General features: G+C 58.6%; 19 protein-coding genes and 3 tRNA genes. 6 read left to right on the forward strand and 16 right to left on the reverse strand.

What is annotated here, in order from left to right; all coding sequences use genetic code 11:
* The first annotated feature begins 75 nt into the window (after positions 1 to 75).
* Complete coding sequence (gene gpmA / locus AC6I8P_RS12920) at positions 76 to 828, forward strand: 2,3-diphosphoglycerate-dependent phosphoglycerate mutase (RefSeq protein WP_010616013.1); 753 nt, start codon at positions 76 to 78, stop codon at positions 826 to 828.
* Positions 829 to 891: 63 nt separating this feature from the next.
* Here gpmA and aroG read toward each other — a convergent pair whose 3' ends face one another.
* Complete coding sequence (gene aroG, locus AC6I8P_RS12925) at positions 892 to 1,944, reverse strand: 3-deoxy-7-phosphoheptulonate synthase AroG (RefSeq protein WP_021508517.1); 1,053 nt, start codon at positions 1,942 to 1,944, stop codon at positions 892 to 894.
* Between the two features lie 297 nt (positions 1,945 to 2,241).
* Between aroG and AC6I8P_RS12930 the strand changes: the two genes are divergently transcribed.
* The 4 genes from AC6I8P_RS12930 to zitB all read left to right on the forward strand — a co-directional run bounded on the left by AC6I8P_RS12930 (position 2,242) and on the right by zitB (position 7,279).
* A complete protein-coding gene (locus AC6I8P_RS12930) occupies positions 2,242 to 2,598 on the forward strand; it encodes a YbgS-like family protein (protein WP_325967922.1) in 357 nt (118 codons plus the stop codon).
* Between the two features lie 103 nt (positions 2,599 to 2,701).
* Complete coding sequence (locus tag AC6I8P_RS12935; RefSeq protein WP_498030655.1) at positions 2,702 to 3,286, forward strand: response regulator; 585 nt, start codon at positions 2,702 to 2,704, stop codon at positions 3,284 to 3,286.
* Positions 3,268 to 6,348, forward strand: a complete 3,081-nt coding sequence (locus tag AC6I8P_RS12940) for an ATP-binding protein (RefSeq protein WP_498030656.1) — start codon at positions 3,268 to 3,270, stop codon at positions 6,346 to 6,348. Before AC6I8P_RS12935 ends, AC6I8P_RS12940 begins: the two co-directional genes overlap by 19 nt.
* Positions 6,323 to 7,279 carry a CDF family zinc transporter ZitB gene (gene zitB / locus AC6I8P_RS12945; RefSeq protein ID WP_021508521.1) on the forward strand — a complete coding sequence of 319 codons (957 nt, stop codon included), beginning with the start codon at positions 6,323 to 6,325 and terminating at the stop codon, positions 7,277 to 7,279. Before AC6I8P_RS12940 ends, zitB begins: the two co-directional genes overlap by 26 nt.
* On the opposite strand, the gene pnuC is transcribed toward zitB, so the two are convergent.
* The 3 genes from pnuC to AC6I8P_RS12960 form a co-directional block, all read right to left on the reverse strand.
* Complete coding sequence (pnuC, locus tag AC6I8P_RS12950; protein WP_058769456.1) at positions 7,276 to 7,995, reverse strand: nicotinamide riboside transporter PnuC; 720 nt, start codon at positions 7,993 to 7,995, stop codon at positions 7,276 to 7,278. The two genes, zitB and pnuC, sit on opposite strands and share 4 nt — an antisense overlap.
* 25 nt (positions 7,996 to 8,020) lie before the next feature.
* On the reverse strand, positions 8,021 to 9,082 hold the full coding sequence (nadA, locus tag AC6I8P_RS12955; protein WP_498030657.1) for a quinolinate synthase NadA: 1,062 nt from the start codon (positions 9,080 to 9,082) through the stop codon (positions 8,021 to 8,023).
* A gap of 126 nt (positions 9,083 to 9,208) precedes the next feature.
* Positions 9,209 to 9,724: a methylated-DNA--[protein]-cysteine S-methyltransferase gene (locus tag AC6I8P_RS12960; protein WP_021508524.1), complete on the reverse strand. Its 516-nt coding sequence runs from the start codon at positions 9,722 to 9,724 to the stop codon at positions 9,209 to 9,211.
* Positions 9,725 to 9,882: 158 nt separating this feature from the next.
* On the opposite strand from AC6I8P_RS12960, the gene AC6I8P_RS12965 reads away from it, so the two are divergent.
* Positions 9,883 to 11,349, forward strand: coding sequence for an AlkA N-terminal domain-containing protein (locus tag AC6I8P_RS12965; protein WP_498031166.1), 1,467 nt, complete (start codon positions 9,883 to 9,885; stop codon positions 11,347 to 11,349).
* 442 nt (positions 11,350 to 11,791) lie between these two features.
* Here AC6I8P_RS12965 and AC6I8P_RS12970 read toward each other — a convergent pair.
* The 12 genes from AC6I8P_RS12970 to cydX all read right to left on the reverse strand — a co-directional run bounded on the left by AC6I8P_RS12970 (position 11,792) and on the right by cydX (position 18,462).
* Positions 11,792 to 11,867 (reverse strand) — tRNA-Lys (locus tag AC6I8P_RS12970).
* 32 nt (positions 11,868 to 11,899) lie between these two features.
* Positions 11,900 to 11,975, reverse strand: a tRNA-Lys gene (locus AC6I8P_RS12975).
* A 50-nt stretch (positions 11,976 to 12,025) separates the two neighbouring features.
* Positions 12,026 to 12,101, reverse strand: a tRNA-Lys gene (locus AC6I8P_RS12980).
* A gap of 166 nt (positions 12,102 to 12,267) precedes the next feature.
* Entirely contained in the window at positions 12,268 to 13,059 is a 792-nt protein-coding gene (gene cpoB / locus AC6I8P_RS12985; protein ID WP_031279880.1) for a cell division protein CpoB, read from the reverse strand.
* Positions 13,060 to 13,068: 9 nt separating this feature from the next.
* On the reverse strand, positions 13,069 to 13,587 hold the full coding sequence (gene pal / locus AC6I8P_RS12990) for a peptidoglycan-associated lipoprotein Pal (RefSeq protein WP_021508527.1): 519 nt from the start codon (positions 13,585 to 13,587) through the stop codon (positions 13,069 to 13,071).
* A gap of 64 nt (positions 13,588 to 13,651) precedes the next feature.
* On the reverse strand, positions 13,652 to 14,947 hold the full coding sequence (tolB, locus tag AC6I8P_RS12995; protein WP_021508528.1) for a Tol-Pal system beta propeller repeat protein TolB: 1,296 nt from the start codon (positions 14,945 to 14,947) through the stop codon (positions 13,652 to 13,654).
* A gap of 116 nt (positions 14,948 to 15,063) precedes the next feature.
* The gene (tolA, locus tag AC6I8P_RS13000; protein ID WP_498030658.1) at positions 15,064 to 16,305 is read right to left on the reverse strand and encodes a cell envelope integrity protein TolA; all 1,242 of its coding nucleotides are present in this window, start codon (positions 16,303 to 16,305) and stop codon (positions 15,064 to 15,066) included.
* Positions 16,306 to 16,330: 25 nt separating this feature from the next.
* Positions 16,331 to 16,759: a colicin uptake protein TolR gene (tolR, locus tag AC6I8P_RS13005; protein ID WP_021508530.1), complete on the reverse strand. Its 429-nt coding sequence runs from the start codon at positions 16,757 to 16,759 to the stop codon at positions 16,331 to 16,333.
* 13 nt (positions 16,760 to 16,772) lie between these two features.
* Positions 16,773 to 17,459, reverse strand: coding sequence for a Tol-Pal system protein TolQ (gene tolQ, locus AC6I8P_RS13010; RefSeq protein ID WP_010616001.1), 687 nt, complete (start codon positions 17,457 to 17,459; stop codon positions 16,773 to 16,775).
* On the reverse strand, positions 17,456 to 17,878 hold the full coding sequence (gene ybgC, locus AC6I8P_RS13015) for a tol-pal system-associated acyl-CoA thioesterase (RefSeq protein WP_168714917.1): 423 nt from the start codon (positions 17,876 to 17,878) through the stop codon (positions 17,456 to 17,458). Before ybgC ends, tolQ begins: the two co-directional genes overlap by 4 nt.
* Before the next feature lie 177 nt (positions 17,879 to 18,055).
* Complete coding sequence (gene ybgE / locus AC6I8P_RS13020) at positions 18,056 to 18,349, reverse strand: cyd operon protein YbgE (RefSeq protein ID WP_058775290.1); 294 nt, start codon at positions 18,347 to 18,349, stop codon at positions 18,056 to 18,058.
* The gene (gene cydX / locus AC6I8P_RS13025; RefSeq protein ID WP_010615998.1) at positions 18,349 to 18,462 is read right to left on the reverse strand and encodes a cytochrome bd-I oxidase subunit CydX; all 114 of its coding nucleotides are present in this window, start codon (positions 18,460 to 18,462) and stop codon (positions 18,349 to 18,351) included. Before cydX ends, ybgE begins: the two co-directional genes overlap by 1 nt.
* Position 18,463 lies beyond the last annotated feature (1 nt).

The raw sequence follows: 18,463 nt of genomic DNA on the forward strand, positions 1-18,463 counted from the left end.
CAGTGTGCCGCTGAAATCAGCGGCCGCAGCCGGTTTCTATCATCATCGAAACATTAAGCATTAAGGAGTAAAGCTATGGCCGTAACTAAGCTGGTTCTGGTGCGCCACGGCGAAAGCCAGTGGAATCAGGAAAACCGCTTCACCGGATGGTACGACGTGGATCTGTCCGACAAGGGTCGCACCGAAGCCAAAGCAGCCGGTCAGCTGCTGAAAAAAGAAGGTTTCGTGTTTGATTTTGCCTACACCTCAGTGCTGAAGCGTGCCATCCACACTCTGTGGAACGTGCTGGATGAGCTGGATCAGGCCTGGCTGCCGGTCGAGAAAACCTGGCGTCTGAACGAGCGTCACTACGGTGCGCTGCAGGGTCTGGACAAAGCGGAAACCGCCGCCAAATACGGCGACGATCAGGTGAAACAGTGGCGCCGCGGCTTTGCCGTTACGCCGCCAGAGCTGGATCGTAACGACGAGCGTTTCCCGGGCCACGACCCGCGCTACAAATCCCTGACCGACGCGCAGCTGCCGACCACCGAAAGCCTGGCACTGACCATCGATCGCGTGATCCCATTCTGGAACGAAAGCATTCTGCCGCGCATTAAGAGCGGTGAGAAAGTGATTGTTGCCGCGCACGGTAACTCACTGCGCGCGCTGGTGAAATACCTCGATAACATGAGCGAAGATGAGATCCTCGAACTGAACATCCCAACCGGCGTACCGCTGGTGTATGAGTTCGACGAGAACTTCAAGCCAATCAAACATTACTATCTGGGTGATGCCGACGAGATCGCAGCGAAAGCCGCCGCCGTTGCTAACCAGGGTAAAGCGAAGTAAGTTCACGCTGAAACGCAAAAGGCCAGACGCGAGTCTGGCCTTTTTTTATGCCGTGCGCTGCCGTTAGCCGCGACGGGTTTTGATCGCCTGCGCCAGCTGACGCAGCGCTTTTTCCGTGTCGTCCCAGCCAATACAGGCGTCGGTGACGCTCTGGCCGTACACCAGCGGTTTACCGCTGTCGAGGCTCTGGTTGCCTTCCACCAGGTGGCTCTCAATCATCACGCCGGTAATCGCCTGCTCGCCGCCGGCAATCTGCTGCGCCACGTCTGCGGCCACCACCATCTGACGCTGGAACTGCTTGCTGCTGTTGGCGTGGCTGAAGTCGATCATCACCTGTGGACGCAGGCCCGCTTTTTCCAGCCCGGTTTTCACCGCCGCAACGTGTTCCGCACTGTAGTTTGGCTCTTTGCCGCCGCGCAGAATGATGTGGCAATCTTCATTACCGCTGGTTTCGACAATCGCCGAATGACCATATTTGGTGACCGACAGGAAACAGTGCGGCGCGCTGGCAGCGCCGATGGCATCGATCGCCACTTTGATGGTGCCGTCGGTACCGTTTTTGAAGCCGACCGGACAGGAGAGCCCGGAGGAGAGCTCGCGGTGCACCTGCGATTCGGTGGTGCGCGCACCAATCGCGCCCCAGCTCATCAAATCCGCCATGTATTGCGGCGTGATCATGTCGAGGAACTCACCGGCAGCCGGCAGTCCGGTGTCGTTGATATCCACCAGCAGCTTACGCGCCAGGCGCAGGCCGTCGTTAATCTGGAAGCTACCGTCCATGTAAGGATCGTTGATCAGCCCTTTCCAGCCCACCGTGGTACGCGGTTTTTCAAAGTACACGCGCATCACCACTTCCAGCTCACCCTTCAGCTCCTCGCGCAACGTCAGCAGGCGCGCGGCATACTCTTTGGCTGCCTGCGTATCGTGGATGGAGCATGGCCCAATCACCACCAGCAGGCGGTCATCTTCACCGTGCAGAATGCGGTGAATGGCCTGGCGGGCCTGGGCAACGGTTTGAGCAGCGTTATCGGTGGCGGGGAATTTTTCCAGCAGCGCAACAGGGGGCAATAACTCTTTGATCTCTCTGATGCGTAAATCGTCGTTCTGGTAATCCATACTTATTCCATTCAAATTTCTGGCCCTGCGTACGCCGGGCGCAACCTGTCCAATGTATCCCTTCAGGCACCAGGTGTAAATTATGTCCTGCGCGCAAATAGCTCGCCCGGATTTGCATTTATTCGTTTCTGAACTAAGCTTTTTAAACGTAAGCACTGAGGAATGAGGTGCTTTCGCTATTTATATTCATGCCGAACACTCATGACGGAATTTAATTCCGTCGCGGCACGCTTTTTTCGTCAAACAGCACCAGCGGGTGTCACGCGGCAACTATCCATTTATTACAGGAGCATAATGATGAATAAGTTTGCATTGATTTTTCTGACGGCAGCGATGACTTTAGGCAGCGGCGCAGCACTGGCTGCGGATAACAACAACGGCCAGGCGAATGCGTCAGCAGAAGCCGGTGCAGCCGCGGGCGGCGCGAAAGAGAATCTGCCGCCAAATAATGTTGATAATAGCAACATTAATAATGGCAGCATGAACACCAACGGTGCGGCGACTTCTGGTACCAGCTCCGGCAATATGTCGGCCAGCCAGGAACACAAAAATACCATGTGTAAAGATGGTCGCTGCCCTGATATGAACAAGAAAGTTGAAACCAGGGAAGGCGGTGGTCACGTCAAACATAAAACTGACGGCACCACGCAGTAATTCACGCGGAGCGTGATGCAGGGCGAGCTTCGGCTCGCCCTGTTGTTTTTCCCCTGCCCTAATTCCGCTATGCTAACGCTATGAAATTCACAGGAACTGTTTCATGGCTTCGCTGCTGCTTATCGATGATCACCCGTTAGTTGAAGTCGCGCTGGAAGCGGCCTGCCTCAACGCCCCCATTCCGTTACAGCTCTACGCCGCTGGCGACGAAGCTCAGGCGCGCCTGCTGCTGCAACAGCATCCTATTGACCTGATTGTGCTGGATATCGGCCTGCCGGACAGCGATGGTCTGGAGCTGCTGCGCCGCCTGCGCGCGCGCCATCAGCAGTGCCCGGTGCTGATTTACTCGGCCCAGCAGAACCGGCACACGCTGCTCAGCGCCGCTTCGTTCGGCGCTGCCGGCTATGTGGTGAAGAGTCAAAGCATGGCGCAGCTGCTGAGCGCGATTCTGGCGGTGCTGGGTGGCCAGCAGGCGTTTCCGCCGCTGCCGGAGCGCATCGCGCTACCGCTTACTGAGAAAGAGCAGCAGATTGTCGCGCTGCTGGTGCGCGGGCTGTCGAATATTCAGATTGGCGAACAGCTGCACATCAGCAACAAAACCGTCAGTACGCACAAGAAAAACATTCTGGAGAAGACCGGCGTGCAGTCGGTGGTCGAGCTGGCAGAACTGTGGAAAGCGCAGCAGTGACACGCTGGCTGCCGTTGCTTTTCCTGCTGTTTAGCCTGCTGGCGCGCGCCGGGCTGCAGCCCGCCAGTAGCGTGATGCTGCCCGCCATGATGCCCGCGCCGCACGCCGAGCCCTGGCCGGGACCGGTGCTGCGCGTGGCGGTGCCGGCGCAAAACAGCGCGCCCTGGGCGATGCGCATCGGCGATCGCATCTGGGGCATTGATGCCGACTATCTCAGCGCCCTCAGCCAGCTGAGCGGCAGCACCTTCAGCCTGCACGGTTATCCTGACTTTGCCGCCCAGCTGGCGGCGCTGCAGCGTGGCGACGTGGATATGGTGCTGAGCACCCGCCAGCGCGATCTGCCCGCCGACGTACTGACCAGCGAGAGCTGGTTCACCAGCCCGATGCGCATCTACCGCAATCGCGACAACCAGCGCGCGGTGATGTTCAACAGTGACAACGCCCAGCTGACCATCGCCGCCGACACGCTGGCGCAGCTGCCGCCCACCTTTGCACAACGCCACCGCTGGCAGACGCTGCCCGGCAATTTACAGGCGCTGTATGCGCTGCTGAACCAGCAGAGCGATTATCTGGTAGCCGATGAAGCCAGCGCCGGTTTTCTGCTAAGCCAGCTGCAGCAGGGACAGATTTATCAGATCACCGCCGATCCCGGTGCCGGCGAGCTATCGCTGCGCGCGCTGACGCGCGATCCGGCATTAATCGCCTGGCTCAACCGCCAGCTGCGCTTGCTGCCAGCGGAGTTCAGCAATCGTGTGCAGCAGCGCTGGAGTCCACCGCTGCTGCGCTATCAGGATACGCAAACCCTGATGCTGACGGGCGCAGAGAAACAGTGGCTGGCGCAGCAGGATGCCATCCCTTATGCCGCCGAGAGCGATAACGCGCCGTGGAGCTATCGCGATGCCAGCGGCAACGCGCGCGGCTTCGGTATTGACCTGCTTAACGCCCTGAGCCAGAGCACCGGCCTGCGTTTCACGCCGCGCTGGGTCAATAATCCGCAGCAGGCCGCCAGTCTGTTGCAGCAGCAGCAGGTGATGCTCAACCTGTTACAGCCGCTGTACGGGGACGATGCTAACCGCACCGCGCTGCCAGTGTGGCGCGCCATCTGGGGCATTTACACGCTGTCCGACAGGCAGCCGATGGACTGGTCCGCGCTGCACGCTCAGCGCGTCGGCGTGCTGCGTGGCGATCTGGCGCAGCGTCTGCTTCCGGCTGAGATCGCGCCCCAGCTGTTCGACGATCGCGCCCAGCTGTGGCAGGCCCTCAACACTGGCCAGATTGATGCAGTGGTGGATAACGTGCTGTCGGCGCGCTGGCGCATGGCCAGCCATGAGGGCAACCGCGTGCATCTCGCGTTTGTGGCCAGCGATATCGCCTGGCCGCTGGCGCCGCAGGTGAGCGCACAGCAGCCGCAGCTGAGCGCCCTTCTCGACCATGCGCTGCAGCAGATTCCGGCGGATACGCTGAACCAGATGCGCGTCAGCTGGTCGCAGCCGCCGCAGCCCGGCACCACCATGACGATGCGCAATGTGCCGCTGCTGATTTTAATTGCGGCCGCCGTGATCATCCTGCTGTTGCTGGTATTGCTGCTGCGCCGTTATCTGCAGCAGCGGCGTGAGCGGTTACAGCGCGAGCAGGCGGAGCGTGCCAACGCCGCTAAAAGCCAGTTTCTCGCCACCGCCAGTCACGAGCTGCGCACGCCGATGCAGGCGATTCTCGGTCTGCTGGAGCTGGAGCAGCAGCAGCATCCGAGCGCGCGGCTCGATCTGATGCACAGCAGCGCACGGTCGCTGATGACGCTGCTGAACGATTTGCAGGATCATGCGCGCATTGAGAATCACAGCTTCCGCCTGACGCCACGCCCGCTCGATCTCAGGTTGTGGCTACAGCAGCAACAGCAGTTTTATCACCCGCTGATGCGCGATGGCGGGCCACAGCTGCACGTGGCGGCGCTGACCCCGCTGCCGGCCAGCGTGATGCTCGACAGCGATCGCCTGCAGCAGGTGGTGAACAATCTGGTGGCCAATGCGCTGAAATTTACCCGCCACGGCGAAATCCACCTGACGCTGGCGGTCAACGGGGATATCGCGCTGACGGTGAGCGACAGCGGCAGCGGCATTCCGCTCAGCGAGCAGGCGCAGCTGTTTGAACCGTGGTATCAGGCGCCGTCGGGCAAGCGCCATGCGGTGCAGGGCAGCGGCCTCGGGCTGTTTATCTGTCGCGAGATTGTACAGCGCATGGGCGGCACGCTGTCGCTGGAGTCCGCGCCGCAGCAGGGCACCACGGTGAGCGTGCGCCTGCCGCTGGAACCCTGTGCGGCATCGGCGGCGGATGACGCCACGCACTGGCCGCACTATCCGCAGCTGCGCGTGGCGATTGTCGACGATCACCCGACCAATCTGCTGGTGATGCAGCAGCAGCTGGCAAGCTTTGGCATTACTGCGGCGGTGTTTGAGGATGGCCGCGAACTGCTGCGGGCCGATGCGCAGCAGCCGTTTGATGTGCTGTTTATCGACCAGATGATGCCACGCCCGGATGGCCTGACGCTGCTGCGCATCCTGCGCCGCCGTCAGCGCCAGCGCGTGCAGCCTGCGCTGCGCATACTGTGCTCCGCCGACGTACAGCTGCTGAAACTGCCGCTGCAGGCGCACGAAGCGCAGCTGGTCAAGCCGGTGACTCTGCGGGATATTGCACCGCTGCTGGCGCAGGCGGTGCGCGATCCGTTGCAGGTGTTGCCGGACAGCCTGCAGATTCTGGCGCAGCACAATCCGGCTTTCATCCCGCGTATTTGCCATACCCTGCAGCGTACGCTGCAGCAGGATCATGATGCGCTGCTGCAGGCGAGCGCGGCCGCAGACTGGCCCCAGCTGGCGCGCGCGGCGCACCGCCTGAAAGGCAGCTGGCTGATGCTCGGCATTGACGACGTAGCCGCCCGCTGCCAGCAGCTGGCCGACGCGGCAAAACAGCATCAGCCTGACCCTGATAATCTCAATTTACTGATATCATTAACGAACAGGCTACTTAACCAACTGGAACGTTATGGCACACACTCATTCTCACAGTGAGCACGGCGGCAACCGCACGCGTCTCGCCGCCGCGTTTGGCGTCACCGCGCTGTTTATGGTTGCCGAGGTCATCGGCGGGCTGGTGTCCGGTTCGCTGGCGCTGCTGGCCGATGCCGGACATATGCTCACCGACGCCGCCGCGCTGCTGATGGCGCTGCTGGCCGTGCAGTTCGCCCGGCGCAAACCGAATGCGCGTCACACTTTTGGCTTACTGCGTCTGACCACGCTGGCAGCGTTTGTGAACGCCATCGCGCTGCTGGTGATTACCGTCCTGATCGTCTGGGAAGCACTGCGCCGTTTTTACCAGCCCGAGCCGATTGAAGGCGGGCTGATGCTCGGCATCGCCATTGCCGGCCTGCTGGCGAATCTGCTGTCGTTCTGGCTGCTGCACCGCGGCAGCGAAGAGAAGAATCTCAACGTGCGTGCCGCCGCGCTGCACGTGCTGGGCGACCTGCTCGGTTCGGTGGGCGCAATCGTGGCGGCAGTGATTATCATGCTAACCGGCTGGACGCCGATCGATCCGATTCTGTCGCTGCTGGTGGCGCTGCTGGTGGTGCGCAGCGGCTGGGCGCTGCTGCGCGAGAGCCTGCACGAGCTGCTGGAAGGCGCACCGACGCATATCGACGTGGATAAGCTAGCGCGGGCGCTGACACGTCACATTGATGAAGTGCGTAATGTGCATCATGTGCATGTGTGGCAGGTGGGCGAAAAGCCGGTGCTGACGCTGCACGTGCAGGTGATTCCGCCGTACGATCACGACGGCCTGCTGCGACGCATTCATCAGTATCTGCACCAGCATTATCAGATTGCCCATGCCACGGTGCAGATGGAGTATCAGCCCTGCGTCGGCCCGGACTGCGAGTTATGCGAGGAGAGCGGCACGCAGCACGAGCACGCAGCGCTGGAAGGCCACGCGCATCATCACCACTAATGGGACAGCGCGCGCGAACCCTGTTCCCGTGCGCTCTGCATCCACAGGCGCGTGCCGTTCAGCGCGATCAGCGTCAGAATGGCGTACTCCAGCGCCATGGCATACACACCCTGACGCGCAAAGATCATCACGCTGATAACGTTGATCACCACCCACAGCAGCCAGTTCTCGACGTATTTGCGCGTCATCAGGATCATCGCCACAATCGACAGCACCATCATGCAGGAATCCCAGAACGGGAAGGCATCTGGCTGCAGCTGCGGCATCGCCACGTTAAGGCCGAGCGACTGCATCAGGCCCACCGCGGTGCGCGTGAGGAAAGCGAATACCGGGTCGATATAGCGCGTCATCAGCGCAATGGCGATCACGCAGGCGGCGCCCCAGCCGATGGCTTTCGGCAGCGGCAGCCAGCGGATTTTCAGCGCCGCTTCATGGCTGCTGGTCTGCCTGCTCCACGCGTACCAGCCGTACACGTTGGCAACAAAGAAGAACAGCTGCAGCAGCAGGCTGGCATACAGCTGAATCTGAAAGAAAATCACCGCAAACAGCGTGACGTTAATCAGACCAAACAGGTAGTTGATAATTTTTTCCTGGCTGGCGAGCCAGATACACAGCAGGCCGGCCAGCGTACCGATCGCCTCAATCCATGACAGATCGTAGCCGCCGACGCCAATCGGAATGTGAACCAGAATATTGTGTGTGCTAAAGAAGTCCATCATCTGCACCTGTATGAAAACCGCCTCAGGCGTTCCCTTTCAGCGTAAGTTTGAGTTGTGCTGCAAAGTCTAGCATGCGGTTGAGCGGCAGTAACGCCGCCTGACGCAGCGCCGCATCGACGTGAATTTCATGCTGCGCGCCGCCGTGTGCCAGCCCTTCAGCGATAGCCTGCAGGCCATTCATCGCCATCCACGGGCAGTGCGCGCAGCTGCGGCAGGTCGCCCCTTCACCTGCGGTGGGCGCTTCCAGTAACTCTTTGTCCGGTACCGCCTGCTGCATTTTGTAAAAGATGCCGCGGTCGGTCGCCACAATCATCTGCGGATGCGGCAGCGTTTTGGCGGCCTGAATCAACTGGCTGGTGGAACCGATCGCATCGGCCAGGTCGACAATCGCCTGCGGTGACTCCGGGTGCACCAGCACCGCCGCGTCAGGATAGAGCGCTTTCATGCGCTGCAACGCCTGGGTTTTGAACTCATCATGCACGATGCAGGCCCCCTGCCAGCACAGCACATCAGCGCCGGTTTGCTGCCTAACGTAGCGGCCCAGATGGCGGTCCGGTGCCCAGATGATTTTTTCACCGCGACTGTCGAGATATTCAATCAGCTCAACCGCAATGCTGGACGTCACCACCCAATCGGCACGTGCTTTTACCGCTGCCGACGTGTTGGCATACACCACCACGGTCCGATCCGGATGCGCATCGCAGAAGCGGTTAAATTCGTCAATCGGGCAACCGAGGTCAAGCGAGCACTCCGCCTGCAGCGTGGGCATCAGCACGGTTTTTTCCGGGCTAAGGATTTTGGCGGTTTCGCCCATGAAACGCACGCCGGCCACCAGCAGCGTTTGCGCCGGATGCTGGCTGCCAAAGCGCGCCATCTCAAGGGAATCCGCCACGCAGCCGCCGGTCTCTTCGGCCAGCGCCTGGATTTCCGGATCGGTGTAGTAATGCGCCACCATAACCGCATCGCGTGCTTTGAGCAGGCGTTTAATTTCTTCGATGTAACCGGCTTTTTCCTGCGGGCTGAGGCGCGCCGGTTTCGGCGGGAAGGGATAAATGGCGCTTTCAGCATCAAACATTGCACTCATGACACGGCTCTCGTTTTATCGATTTAACAAAATCGCCCATCAGGACGATGATGCGGCATTAAATCCGCCATCGTGTTTTATATGCTAAACACAATAGCGGATTACACCGAGCCTGTCGTGTGATTTTTATGCGGGAAGTACCAGCTGCGCGCCGGCCTGCGCCTGTTGTGGGCTTTCCAGCTCAAGCAGAAACGCTTTTACCGCCAGGCCGCCAGCGAAGCCGGTGAGCTTACCGTTGCTGCCGATAACCCGATGACAGGGCGCCATGATCGACAACGGATTTTTACCGTTGGCAGCCCCGACGGCACGTACCGCTTTCGGGTTGCCGATCTGCTCCGCGATTTGCAGATAGCTACGGGTTTCACCAAACGGAATGGTGAGCAGCGCCTGCCAGACCTTTTTCTGAAACGCAGTGCCAACGGTGTCGTACGGCATGTCAAACTGCTGACGCTCGCCAGCAAAGTACTGACGCAGCTGCCGTTCGGCCTCACAGAGGATCGGATGCTGGTCGTTACGCGCGATCGGTTTCAGCGGCACGCGCTGCGCACCTTCGTTTTCCCATAAAATGGCTGACAATCCGCGATCCGTGGCAATGAGCGTCAGTTCTCCGACGGGCGTGGTAATGATTTTAGCGTGATACATGTTGCACCTCCGGCGTGGGCTATGCGGATGATTATCGCACTTTTGCGCGGCAAAACTGGCTGTTTTCGGCCATGAGCATAAACTGGTTAGCTGTCCGAAAGCAGCCAGTTTTCCATTCGCACCTGCGCAACGATGGTGTTTATTTGCCGGAGACGATGATGTTTGATCCTGAAATTGCCTATCAGGCACTGACGGCGCGCGACAGCCGTTTCGACGGGGTGTTTTTTGTCGGCGTGACCTCCACCGGTATTTACTGCCGTCCGATCTGTCCGGTGAAAGCGCCGATGCAGAAGAACTGCCTGTTTTTCACCAGTGCCGAAGCGGCTGAAAAGGCGCACTTTCGCCCCTGCCTGCGCTGCCGTCCCGAGCTGGCACCTGGTTCGGCGCCAGTCGATAGCCATCATCGCATCGCCGACCGGCTGATACGCCGTATCGAAGAAGGCTTACTGGAAGAACAGGAGACACTGGCTGAGATCGCCAGCGAGTTTGACCTGAGTGAACGCCAGCTAAGACGGGTGATTCAGCAGGAGCTGGGCGTGTCGCCACTTGAACTGCGGCAAACCCGGCGCATGCTGCTGGCGAAGCAGCTACTGACTGAAACCGCGTTGCCGGTGACCGAGATTGCTTATGCCAGCGGTTTTCGCAGTCTGCGCCGTTTTAACGACGTGTTCCAGGCTCGCTATCGCATGACGCCTTCGCGTCTGCGTAAGCAGATTCAGACGGAAGCCCTGAATGGTGAGCAGGAGAGCGCCGAACTGCGCCTCAGCTACCGGCCTCCTTATGACTGGGACGCCATCCTCGATTTCCTGCAACAGCGCGTGATGAAGCAAGTCGAGTGGGTCAGCGAGGGCGTTTATCATCGTACTGTGGCGCTCGGTCAGTGTCGTGGCTGGGTACGCATTAGTCATTTGCCGGAGAAGCAGGCGCTGAAGGTGCAATTTACCACCACGCTGACGCCGGTGCTGCCTGCCCTGCTGCGCCGTTTGCGCGATCTGTTTGATCTGGATGCCCAGCCACAGCGCATCAGCGAGCAGCTCAGCCAGGATCCGCTATTAGCTGCGAGTCTGGCACGCTATCCCGGCTTACGCGTTCCTGGTGCGTTTGACGGCTTCGAGCTGGCGGTCCGCGCCATCCTCGGCCAGCAGGTGACGGTGAAAGCCGCGACGACGCTGAGCAGTCGCGTGGCGGAGCGTTTTGGCGCCCCCCTCACCACACCGTGGCCTGCGCTCTCCCGCTTACCGCCAGAGGCCGAATCACTGGCTACTGCCACCCTCGATGATATCGCCAGCCTCGGCATTGTGAGCGCCCGCGCGCAGGCGATCCAGGCACTGGCCGAGTCCTGCGCCTCAGGAGCGCTGCGCTTCAATGGCGCGGTTAATCCGGACGTGGTGCAGCAGCAGTTGCTGGCGCTGAAGGGTGTCGGGCCATGGACAGCGAGTTATATCGCCATGCGCGCCCTGCGCTGGCCGGATGCCTTCCCGAAAGAGGACATTGCGATCCGCAATAATCTCGGCGGCGTGAGCGCAAAGGTCGCAGAGCAGATGTCGCAGGTGTGGCGCCCATGGCGCAGTTACGCGGTGCTGCATATCTGGAAGAGCCTGACGCCGGATAAGGTAAAAAAGTAGATCAGCTTGAAACCTTGCAGCCAGCCGAAAGAACCGGGCGGTTCCGTAAAGTCGCCGTAAATACGTCCCTGTAGGCTCTGCCGGCGGTTTACTCGCCTCATCCCTGAGGCTCGCCCACTTTGTGGGCCAACGCTACGCCTTGTTCAAAAATGCTCCCGGCATTTTTGTCCATGCGCCGGAAGCTTTACTCCACCGCCCGGCCCTTCCGTCTTCTTTGAGCATGGGTGCGATTATCTAAAGCAATGACAAGGCTTGATGGCCAGTTAAGGCGGGAGCGGAAGGAGCGAAGCGTCCGAGCCATGGATGGCGAGGCCGATCCACAGGGATGTGAGATTCCTTTGCGATCCGCCCCGCCTTATCTGGCCTGAGTACGATCTCAAAGCAACATACCGAACTTCGTAAAAAAGCAAAAAGGCGCCTTTAGGGCGCCTTTCTACATAACTGGTGGGTCGTGCAGGATTCGAACCTGCGACCAATTGATTAAAAGTCAACTGCTCTACCAACTGAGCTAACGACCCGCTCGGGAAGTGGCTTACAACTTTCGACTTGATGGTGGGTCGTGCAGGATTCGAACCTGCGACCAATTGATTAAAAGTCAACTGCTCTACCAACTGAGCTAACGACCCATCAAGGTTGTGAAGCAAACTGAAGTGACATCAAAACTGAACGGTTGAGATGGTGGGTCGTGCAGGATTCGAACCTGCGACCAATTGATTAAAAGTCAACTGCTCTACCAACTGAGCTAACGACCCATCTTCAGTGCTGCCGATACTTGTTAAGATATGTCCCGGCAACGGCGGCATATATTACTGATTTAGCGGGAGGGCGCAACCCTTATTTTCCGCTAAATGTCTCAACTGCTTACCTTTCATGCGGCAAGACCAGAAATCAGACGAAATCCGGTCTTAACTGCAGCAATTACATCGCAGCGAGCCGTTTTTGTGCCTGCTTAGCAGACTCAGAGTTAGGGAACTGTTTGATCACCTGCTGGTAGACCGCTTTCGCTTTCGCTGTATCGTTCTTCTCCTGCATGATCACCCCAACCTTCAACAGCGCTTCTGCCGCTTTTGGCGATTTCGGGTAGTTTTTGACTACAGTGGCAAAATAGTAGGCCGCATCGTCCTTTTTGCCTTTGTTGTAGTACAACTGACCCAGCCAGTAATTGGCATTCGGCTGATAGGTGGAGTCAGGATACTTCTTCACCCACGCCTGCAGCGCAGTTATTGCCTGGTCATACTGCTTCTTCTCAAGAATCAGCGCGACGGCAGCATTGTAATCGGTGTTGGCATCGCCGGTTTGTGCGGGTGCAGCGGCAGCCGTATTGCTGCTCCCCGCATCAGCGTTTCCCGCTGCGGCACCGGCTGCTGCATCCGCACCACCGCCGGCCTGCGCACCATTACTGCTGCTCAGACTGTCGATCTGCTGATAAAGCTGCTTCTGCCGTTCAATCACCTGATTAAGCTGATAACTGTTCTGCTGGATCTGCCCGCGCAGCGAATCGATATCGCTTTGGTTATCACTCATCTGCTGCTGCAACTGCTGCAGAAGCTGAGCCTGGGCATTGGAGATACGTTCAAGAGTGGTGACACGGTCTTCGACCGAGCCTGAGCCAACGCTACTGATTGACGCCTGGGCATTAGCGGCCCAGGGGGCCGCTACGCCAACCAGTAACGACAGACTCAACAGATGAAGTCTGAAGTTACTAATCATTTGATTCTCTTAGTAAACCAGTACGGCACGACGGTTTTTAGCGTAAGCCGCTTCGTCGTGGCCCAGTACAGCAGGTTTCTCTTTACCGTAAGATACGATAGACATCTGGTCAGCAGACACGCCTTTACCCTGCAGGTACATTTTAACGGCGTTAGCACGACGCTCGCCCAGGGCGATGTTGTACTCTGGGGTGCCGCGCTCATCCGCGTGACCTTCGATGGTCACTTTGTAAGATGGGTTGCTGCGCAGGAAAGCAGCGTGCTGATCCAGCATCTGAGCGTATTCAGACTGCACGTCATACTTGTCCAGACCGAAGTAAACGATGTTGTTCTGCTGCAGCTGCTGCATCTGCAGACGCGCCTGCTCGTCAGAAGACATGTTGCCGTTCTGGCCAGCGCCAGCGCCGTATGCACCGTCAGCACCCATACCGGTCTGATCGTTGTTGTTGTTTTTGTGAGAGCTACATGCAGCTACCGCGATAACCGGCAGAGCCAGCATCAAACCCTTCAGCACTTTGTTCAGTTGCATTTCTTTATCCTATTATTTTGTTTGCCATACATTTTACTCCCCCGCCAGGCGAGGGAGCGATGCATCACAGATACGGCGACCAGGCAGGGAATTTGACCTGTCCATCAGTTGCCGGAAGACGCGCTTTGAAACGCCCATCGGTTGAAACCAACTGCAACACGGAACCCATCCCCTGAGTAGAGCTATAGATTACCATCGTGCCGTTAGGAGCCAGACTTGGCGTCTCATCCAGGAACGTGTCCGTTATTGTCTGAACGGCTCCCGTTTCCAGATCCTGTTTGGCGACGTGCTGCGCGCCACCGGCGCTGCTGATCATCACCATCGTTTTACCGTCAGATGACACATCCGCATCCTGGTTCTGAGCCCCTTCCCAGGTAATGCGCTGTGGCGTTCCGCCGTTAACGTTAACTTTGTAAATCTGTGGCGCACCGGCCTGATCCGAAGTGTAAGCCAGCGTCTGGCTGTCCGGGAACCAGGTAGGTTCGGTGCTGTTGTAGCGGCCATCGGTCACCTGACGCGTCTGACCGGAGGCCAGATCCATCACGTACAGGTTCAGGCTACCGGTTTTCGACAGGGCGAAGGCCAGCTTAGAGCCGTCCGGCGAGAAGGCCGGCGCACCGTTGTGACGTGGATAAGAAGCCACCTGACGGATAGCGCCGTTGGCCAGCGTTTGCACCACCAGCGCCGATTTACCGCTTTCAAAGGTCACGTAAGCCACTTTGCTGCCATCTGGCGACCAGGCCGGTGACATCAGCGGCTGTGGCGAACGGTGTACCACAAACTGGTTGTAACCATCGTAGTCAGACACGCGCAGCTCGTACGGGAACTGACCGCCGTTGGTCTGCACCACATAGGCGATACGGGTACGGAACGCGCCTTTGATACCGGTCAGCTTCTCAAACACTTCATCGCTGGCGGTATGCGCTGCATAGCGCAGCCACTGTTTGGTGACTTTATAGGAGTTCTGCGCCAGCACAGTACCCGGTGCGCCACCGGTATCCACCAGCTGATAAGCCACCTGGTAGCTGCCATCGGCGTTCGGCGTAACCTGCCCGACGACCACGGCATCAATACCCAGTGCGCTCCACGCGGCAGGCTGAACTTCCTGTGCGCTGGTCGGCTGCTGTGGCAGACGAGAGCGATCCAGCGGGTTGAATTTACCGCTGTTACGTAAGTCTGCTGCGACGATGCCACCAATATCTTCAGGTGCAGCGCCCGGACCGGCCCACTGGAACGGCACCACACCAATTGGGCGCGCGGTATTCACGCCCTGCGTAATTTCAATGCGTACTTCCGCGTGCAGCATCGCTGCCCACAGCAGTACAAAAAAACCTAAGGTTACACGAAGTGCCTGCTTCATCTTATCTCCCTTATCTGAACCTGAGTTCATGATAATTCGCACAGTTCCTGAAAAAACACGAGTACTCATAGAGTACGGCAAGCTAACCTTAGTTCAACCTGCCGTACGTTACTGCATTATTCTGGTTTGAAACGCATCGGTGCGTTCTTAAACACTTCATATACGGCCTGCGAAGGCGGCTTTGGAATGCGTGCCTGCTTCGCTGCGGTAATCGCCGCCTGACACAGCGCCGGATCGCCGCCTTCAGCTTTCACGTCAATCAGCAAACCATCCGGTGCCAGTTTAATCCGCAGATCGCAGCTTTTACCGCGATACAGATCGGCATCGTAGAAGCGGCTCTGAATCGCACTGGTGATCTGACCCAGATACGCATTCACCTCAGCACCTGAGGCACCCGCCTTCTTCTGATTGCCCTGACCTGCCGCCGCGCCACCACCGGAAGCGGCACCGCTTTTCGGCGCATTCTTACCGGAAGAGAGACCGCCTAACAGATCATCCACATCGCTCTCGTTCTTCGCCGCTTCGGCAGCCGCTTTCTTCTTCGCCTCGGCGGCCGCTTTAGCTTTGGCCGCCGCATCCGCTTTGGCTTTGGCTGCTGCCTCAGCTTTCGCTTTGGCTTCGGCGGCCGCTTTCTCTTTCGCGGCTTCCGCAGCTTTCTCTTTGGCTTCCTGTGCAGCTTTGGCTTTTGCATCTGCCGCGGCCTGAGCTTTGGCTTCTGCCTCCGCTTTGGCTTTCGCCTGCTGCGCGGCTTTCTCTTTCGCCGCTTCGGCTGCGGCGGCTTTCGCCTGCTCTTCCGCTTTCTTCTTCGCGTCGGCAGCGGCCTGCTTCGCCTGCTCTTCCGCTTTGGCTTTCGCGTCCGCTGCGGCCTTCGCCTGAGCATCGGCCTGCGCTTTGGCATCGGCTTTGGCTTTCGCTGCGGCCGCTTCTGCAGCTTTCTGCTGCTCCTGCGCCTGCTTCGCTGCTGCTTCAGCCGCCTTCTGCTGCTCTGCCTGCTGCTTCGCCTGCTCTTTGGCTTCCTGCTGCGCCTGCAGACGCTCTTTTTCCAGCTCTTTCAGCCGCTGCTGTTCAGCGGCCTGTTTCTGCTGCAACTCTTCCGCCTGCTGCTGTGCCTGCTTCTGGCGCTGCTGCTCGGCGCGCTGACTATCACTCTGCTGATTCTGCTGACGGTTATACTGCTCAACCACCGCGCCAGGATCGACCATCACCGCGTCGATATCACTGCCGCCACCGCCGCCGCTGGCTTCGATATGTTCGTTAAACGAGCTCCAAATCAGCAGGGCGATCAGCACGATGTGCAGAATCACCGAAATGATTATCGCGCGTTTTAACTTCTCGTTCTGCTCGGTTGCCTTCGACACTCTCGGTTCCCAAAAACGGTTCGCGTTAAATCGGCTGCGTCATCAAACCGACGGATTTCACGCCAGCCTGATGCAACAGGTTCAGCGCCTTGATGATTTCGTCGTAAGGCACATCTTTCGCCCCACCAATCAGGAAGACCGTCTTCGGATTGGCTTCAATACGGCGCTGCGCTTCGCTCACCACCTGCTCCGGCGGCAGCTGCGTCATACGATCGTGATCCACCACCAGGCTGTACTGCCCTACCCCGGCCACTTCCACGATCACCGGCGGATTATCGTCGCTGGAAACGGTTTTCGAATCGGTTGCGTCCGGCAGGTCCACTTCCACGCTCTGCGTAATAATCGGCGCGGTTGCCATAAAGATGAGCAGCAACACCAGCAGCACGTCCAGCAGCGGAACAATGTTGATTTCCGACTTAAGGTCGCGACGCCCGCGACCACGGGTTCTGGCCATCGTTTACCTCGACTTACTTGCTGTTGTCAGTAGAGAAAGCCTGACGATGCAGGATGGCGGTGAACTCTTCCATAAAGTTGTCGTAGCCCTGCTCCAGCTTGTTCACGCGCTGGTTCAGACGGTTATACGCCATAACGGCAGGAATGGCCGCGAACAGACCGATTGCGGTGGCGATCAGCGCTTCGGCGATACCGGGCGCAACCATTTGCAGTGTGGCCTGTTTCACCGCACCCAGTGCGATAAAGGCATGCATGATCCCCCACACCGTACCAAACAGACCGATATACGGGCTGATGGAACCGACGGTGCCAAGGAATGGGATATGATTTTCCAGCGCTTCCAGTTCACGGTTCATCGAGATGCGCATGGCGCGACCGGCCCCTTCGACCACCGCTTCCGGCGCATGGCTGTTGGCGCGGTGCAGGCGGGCAAACTCTTTGAAGCCAGAGTAGAAAATCTGTTCGGACCCGCTCAGCTCGTCACGGCGCGCCTGGCTCTCCTGATAGAGACGCGACAGCTCGATACCGGACCAGAACTTGTCCTCGAACGCCTCGGCCTCACGCCCCGCCGCGTTAAGAATGCGGGTGCGCTGAATGATGATTGCCCAGGAGGCAATAGAAAAGCCGATCAAAATCAACATGATAAGTTTGACCAGAAGGCTTGCCTTCAGGAACAAATCAAGAACGTTCATGTCAGTCACTGCTTGAACTCCGCGACAATAGACTTGGGAAGCGCAATCGGCTTCATTAGATGTGGGTTGATGCAGGCAATCAGGACGTCTGCTTCATTGAGCACTTTGCCTTCAGCATTCACGATACGCTGCGAGAACGTCATGGTTGCGCGCGTCATTGCTGTCACTTCGCTCTGGATCTCCAGAAGGTCGTCGAGACGTGCCGCGGCAATAAAGTCCACCGTCATGCGCCGTACCACAAAAGCCACCTGCTCTTCCAACAGGGCCTGTTGATTGAAATGGTGCTGGCGCAACATCTCGGTACGTGCTCGTTCATAAAAAGCAAGATAGCTGGCGTGGTAAACCACACCACCGGCGTCAGTGTCTTCGTAATAGACCCGAACCGGCCAGCGAAACAGCGTTGTACTCACTCTACATCCCGGTCTCATTTTAAACGTTGCTACTATACGCAAGTGAGATCGGCTTGGGAATGGTCCGCCAGAGCCAGGAGAAAATAATTATCAGACGTTAACAACTGGAAGGATTTTTGGGAGATTTCCTGACCAACCGCTGACAAAAACTCACGTCAGCAGCGGTAAAACAGCCCTTGCGGGCTGAGACAGAACTTAATGGTAGAACCAGTAAATTCCCAGCGCCAGCACGATCAGCGCCGGCAGCGGGGCAAACAGCGCCTGCCAGCGGGCACGCTGTGGCCGGAAACCGGTGCCGTGAATCACGCCGCTGCACACCGCCCAGATTAACAATAATCCGTGCCAGATGGCGAGCTCACTGGTGCGTGCGGCAAAGCGCGCCGGCTGCCAGATGACGCATCCGGCCAGCCACAGCGCCAGAATCAGTGAAAGGGCCCGCAGCGGGCCCTTATCCATCAGACGATACAGCGTCTGTATCAGGCTGCGCATCAGAGCTTGTCGTCCTGCGCGCCGCCCTCTTCCACATGCTCGATCGCCAGTGCCGTGACCACGCCAAACGCACAGGCCAGCAAGGTGCCAAGAATCCAGGCAAAATACCACATG

It is taken from the genome of gamma proteobacterium symbiont of Lampromicra miyakona (assembly GCF_059730895.1).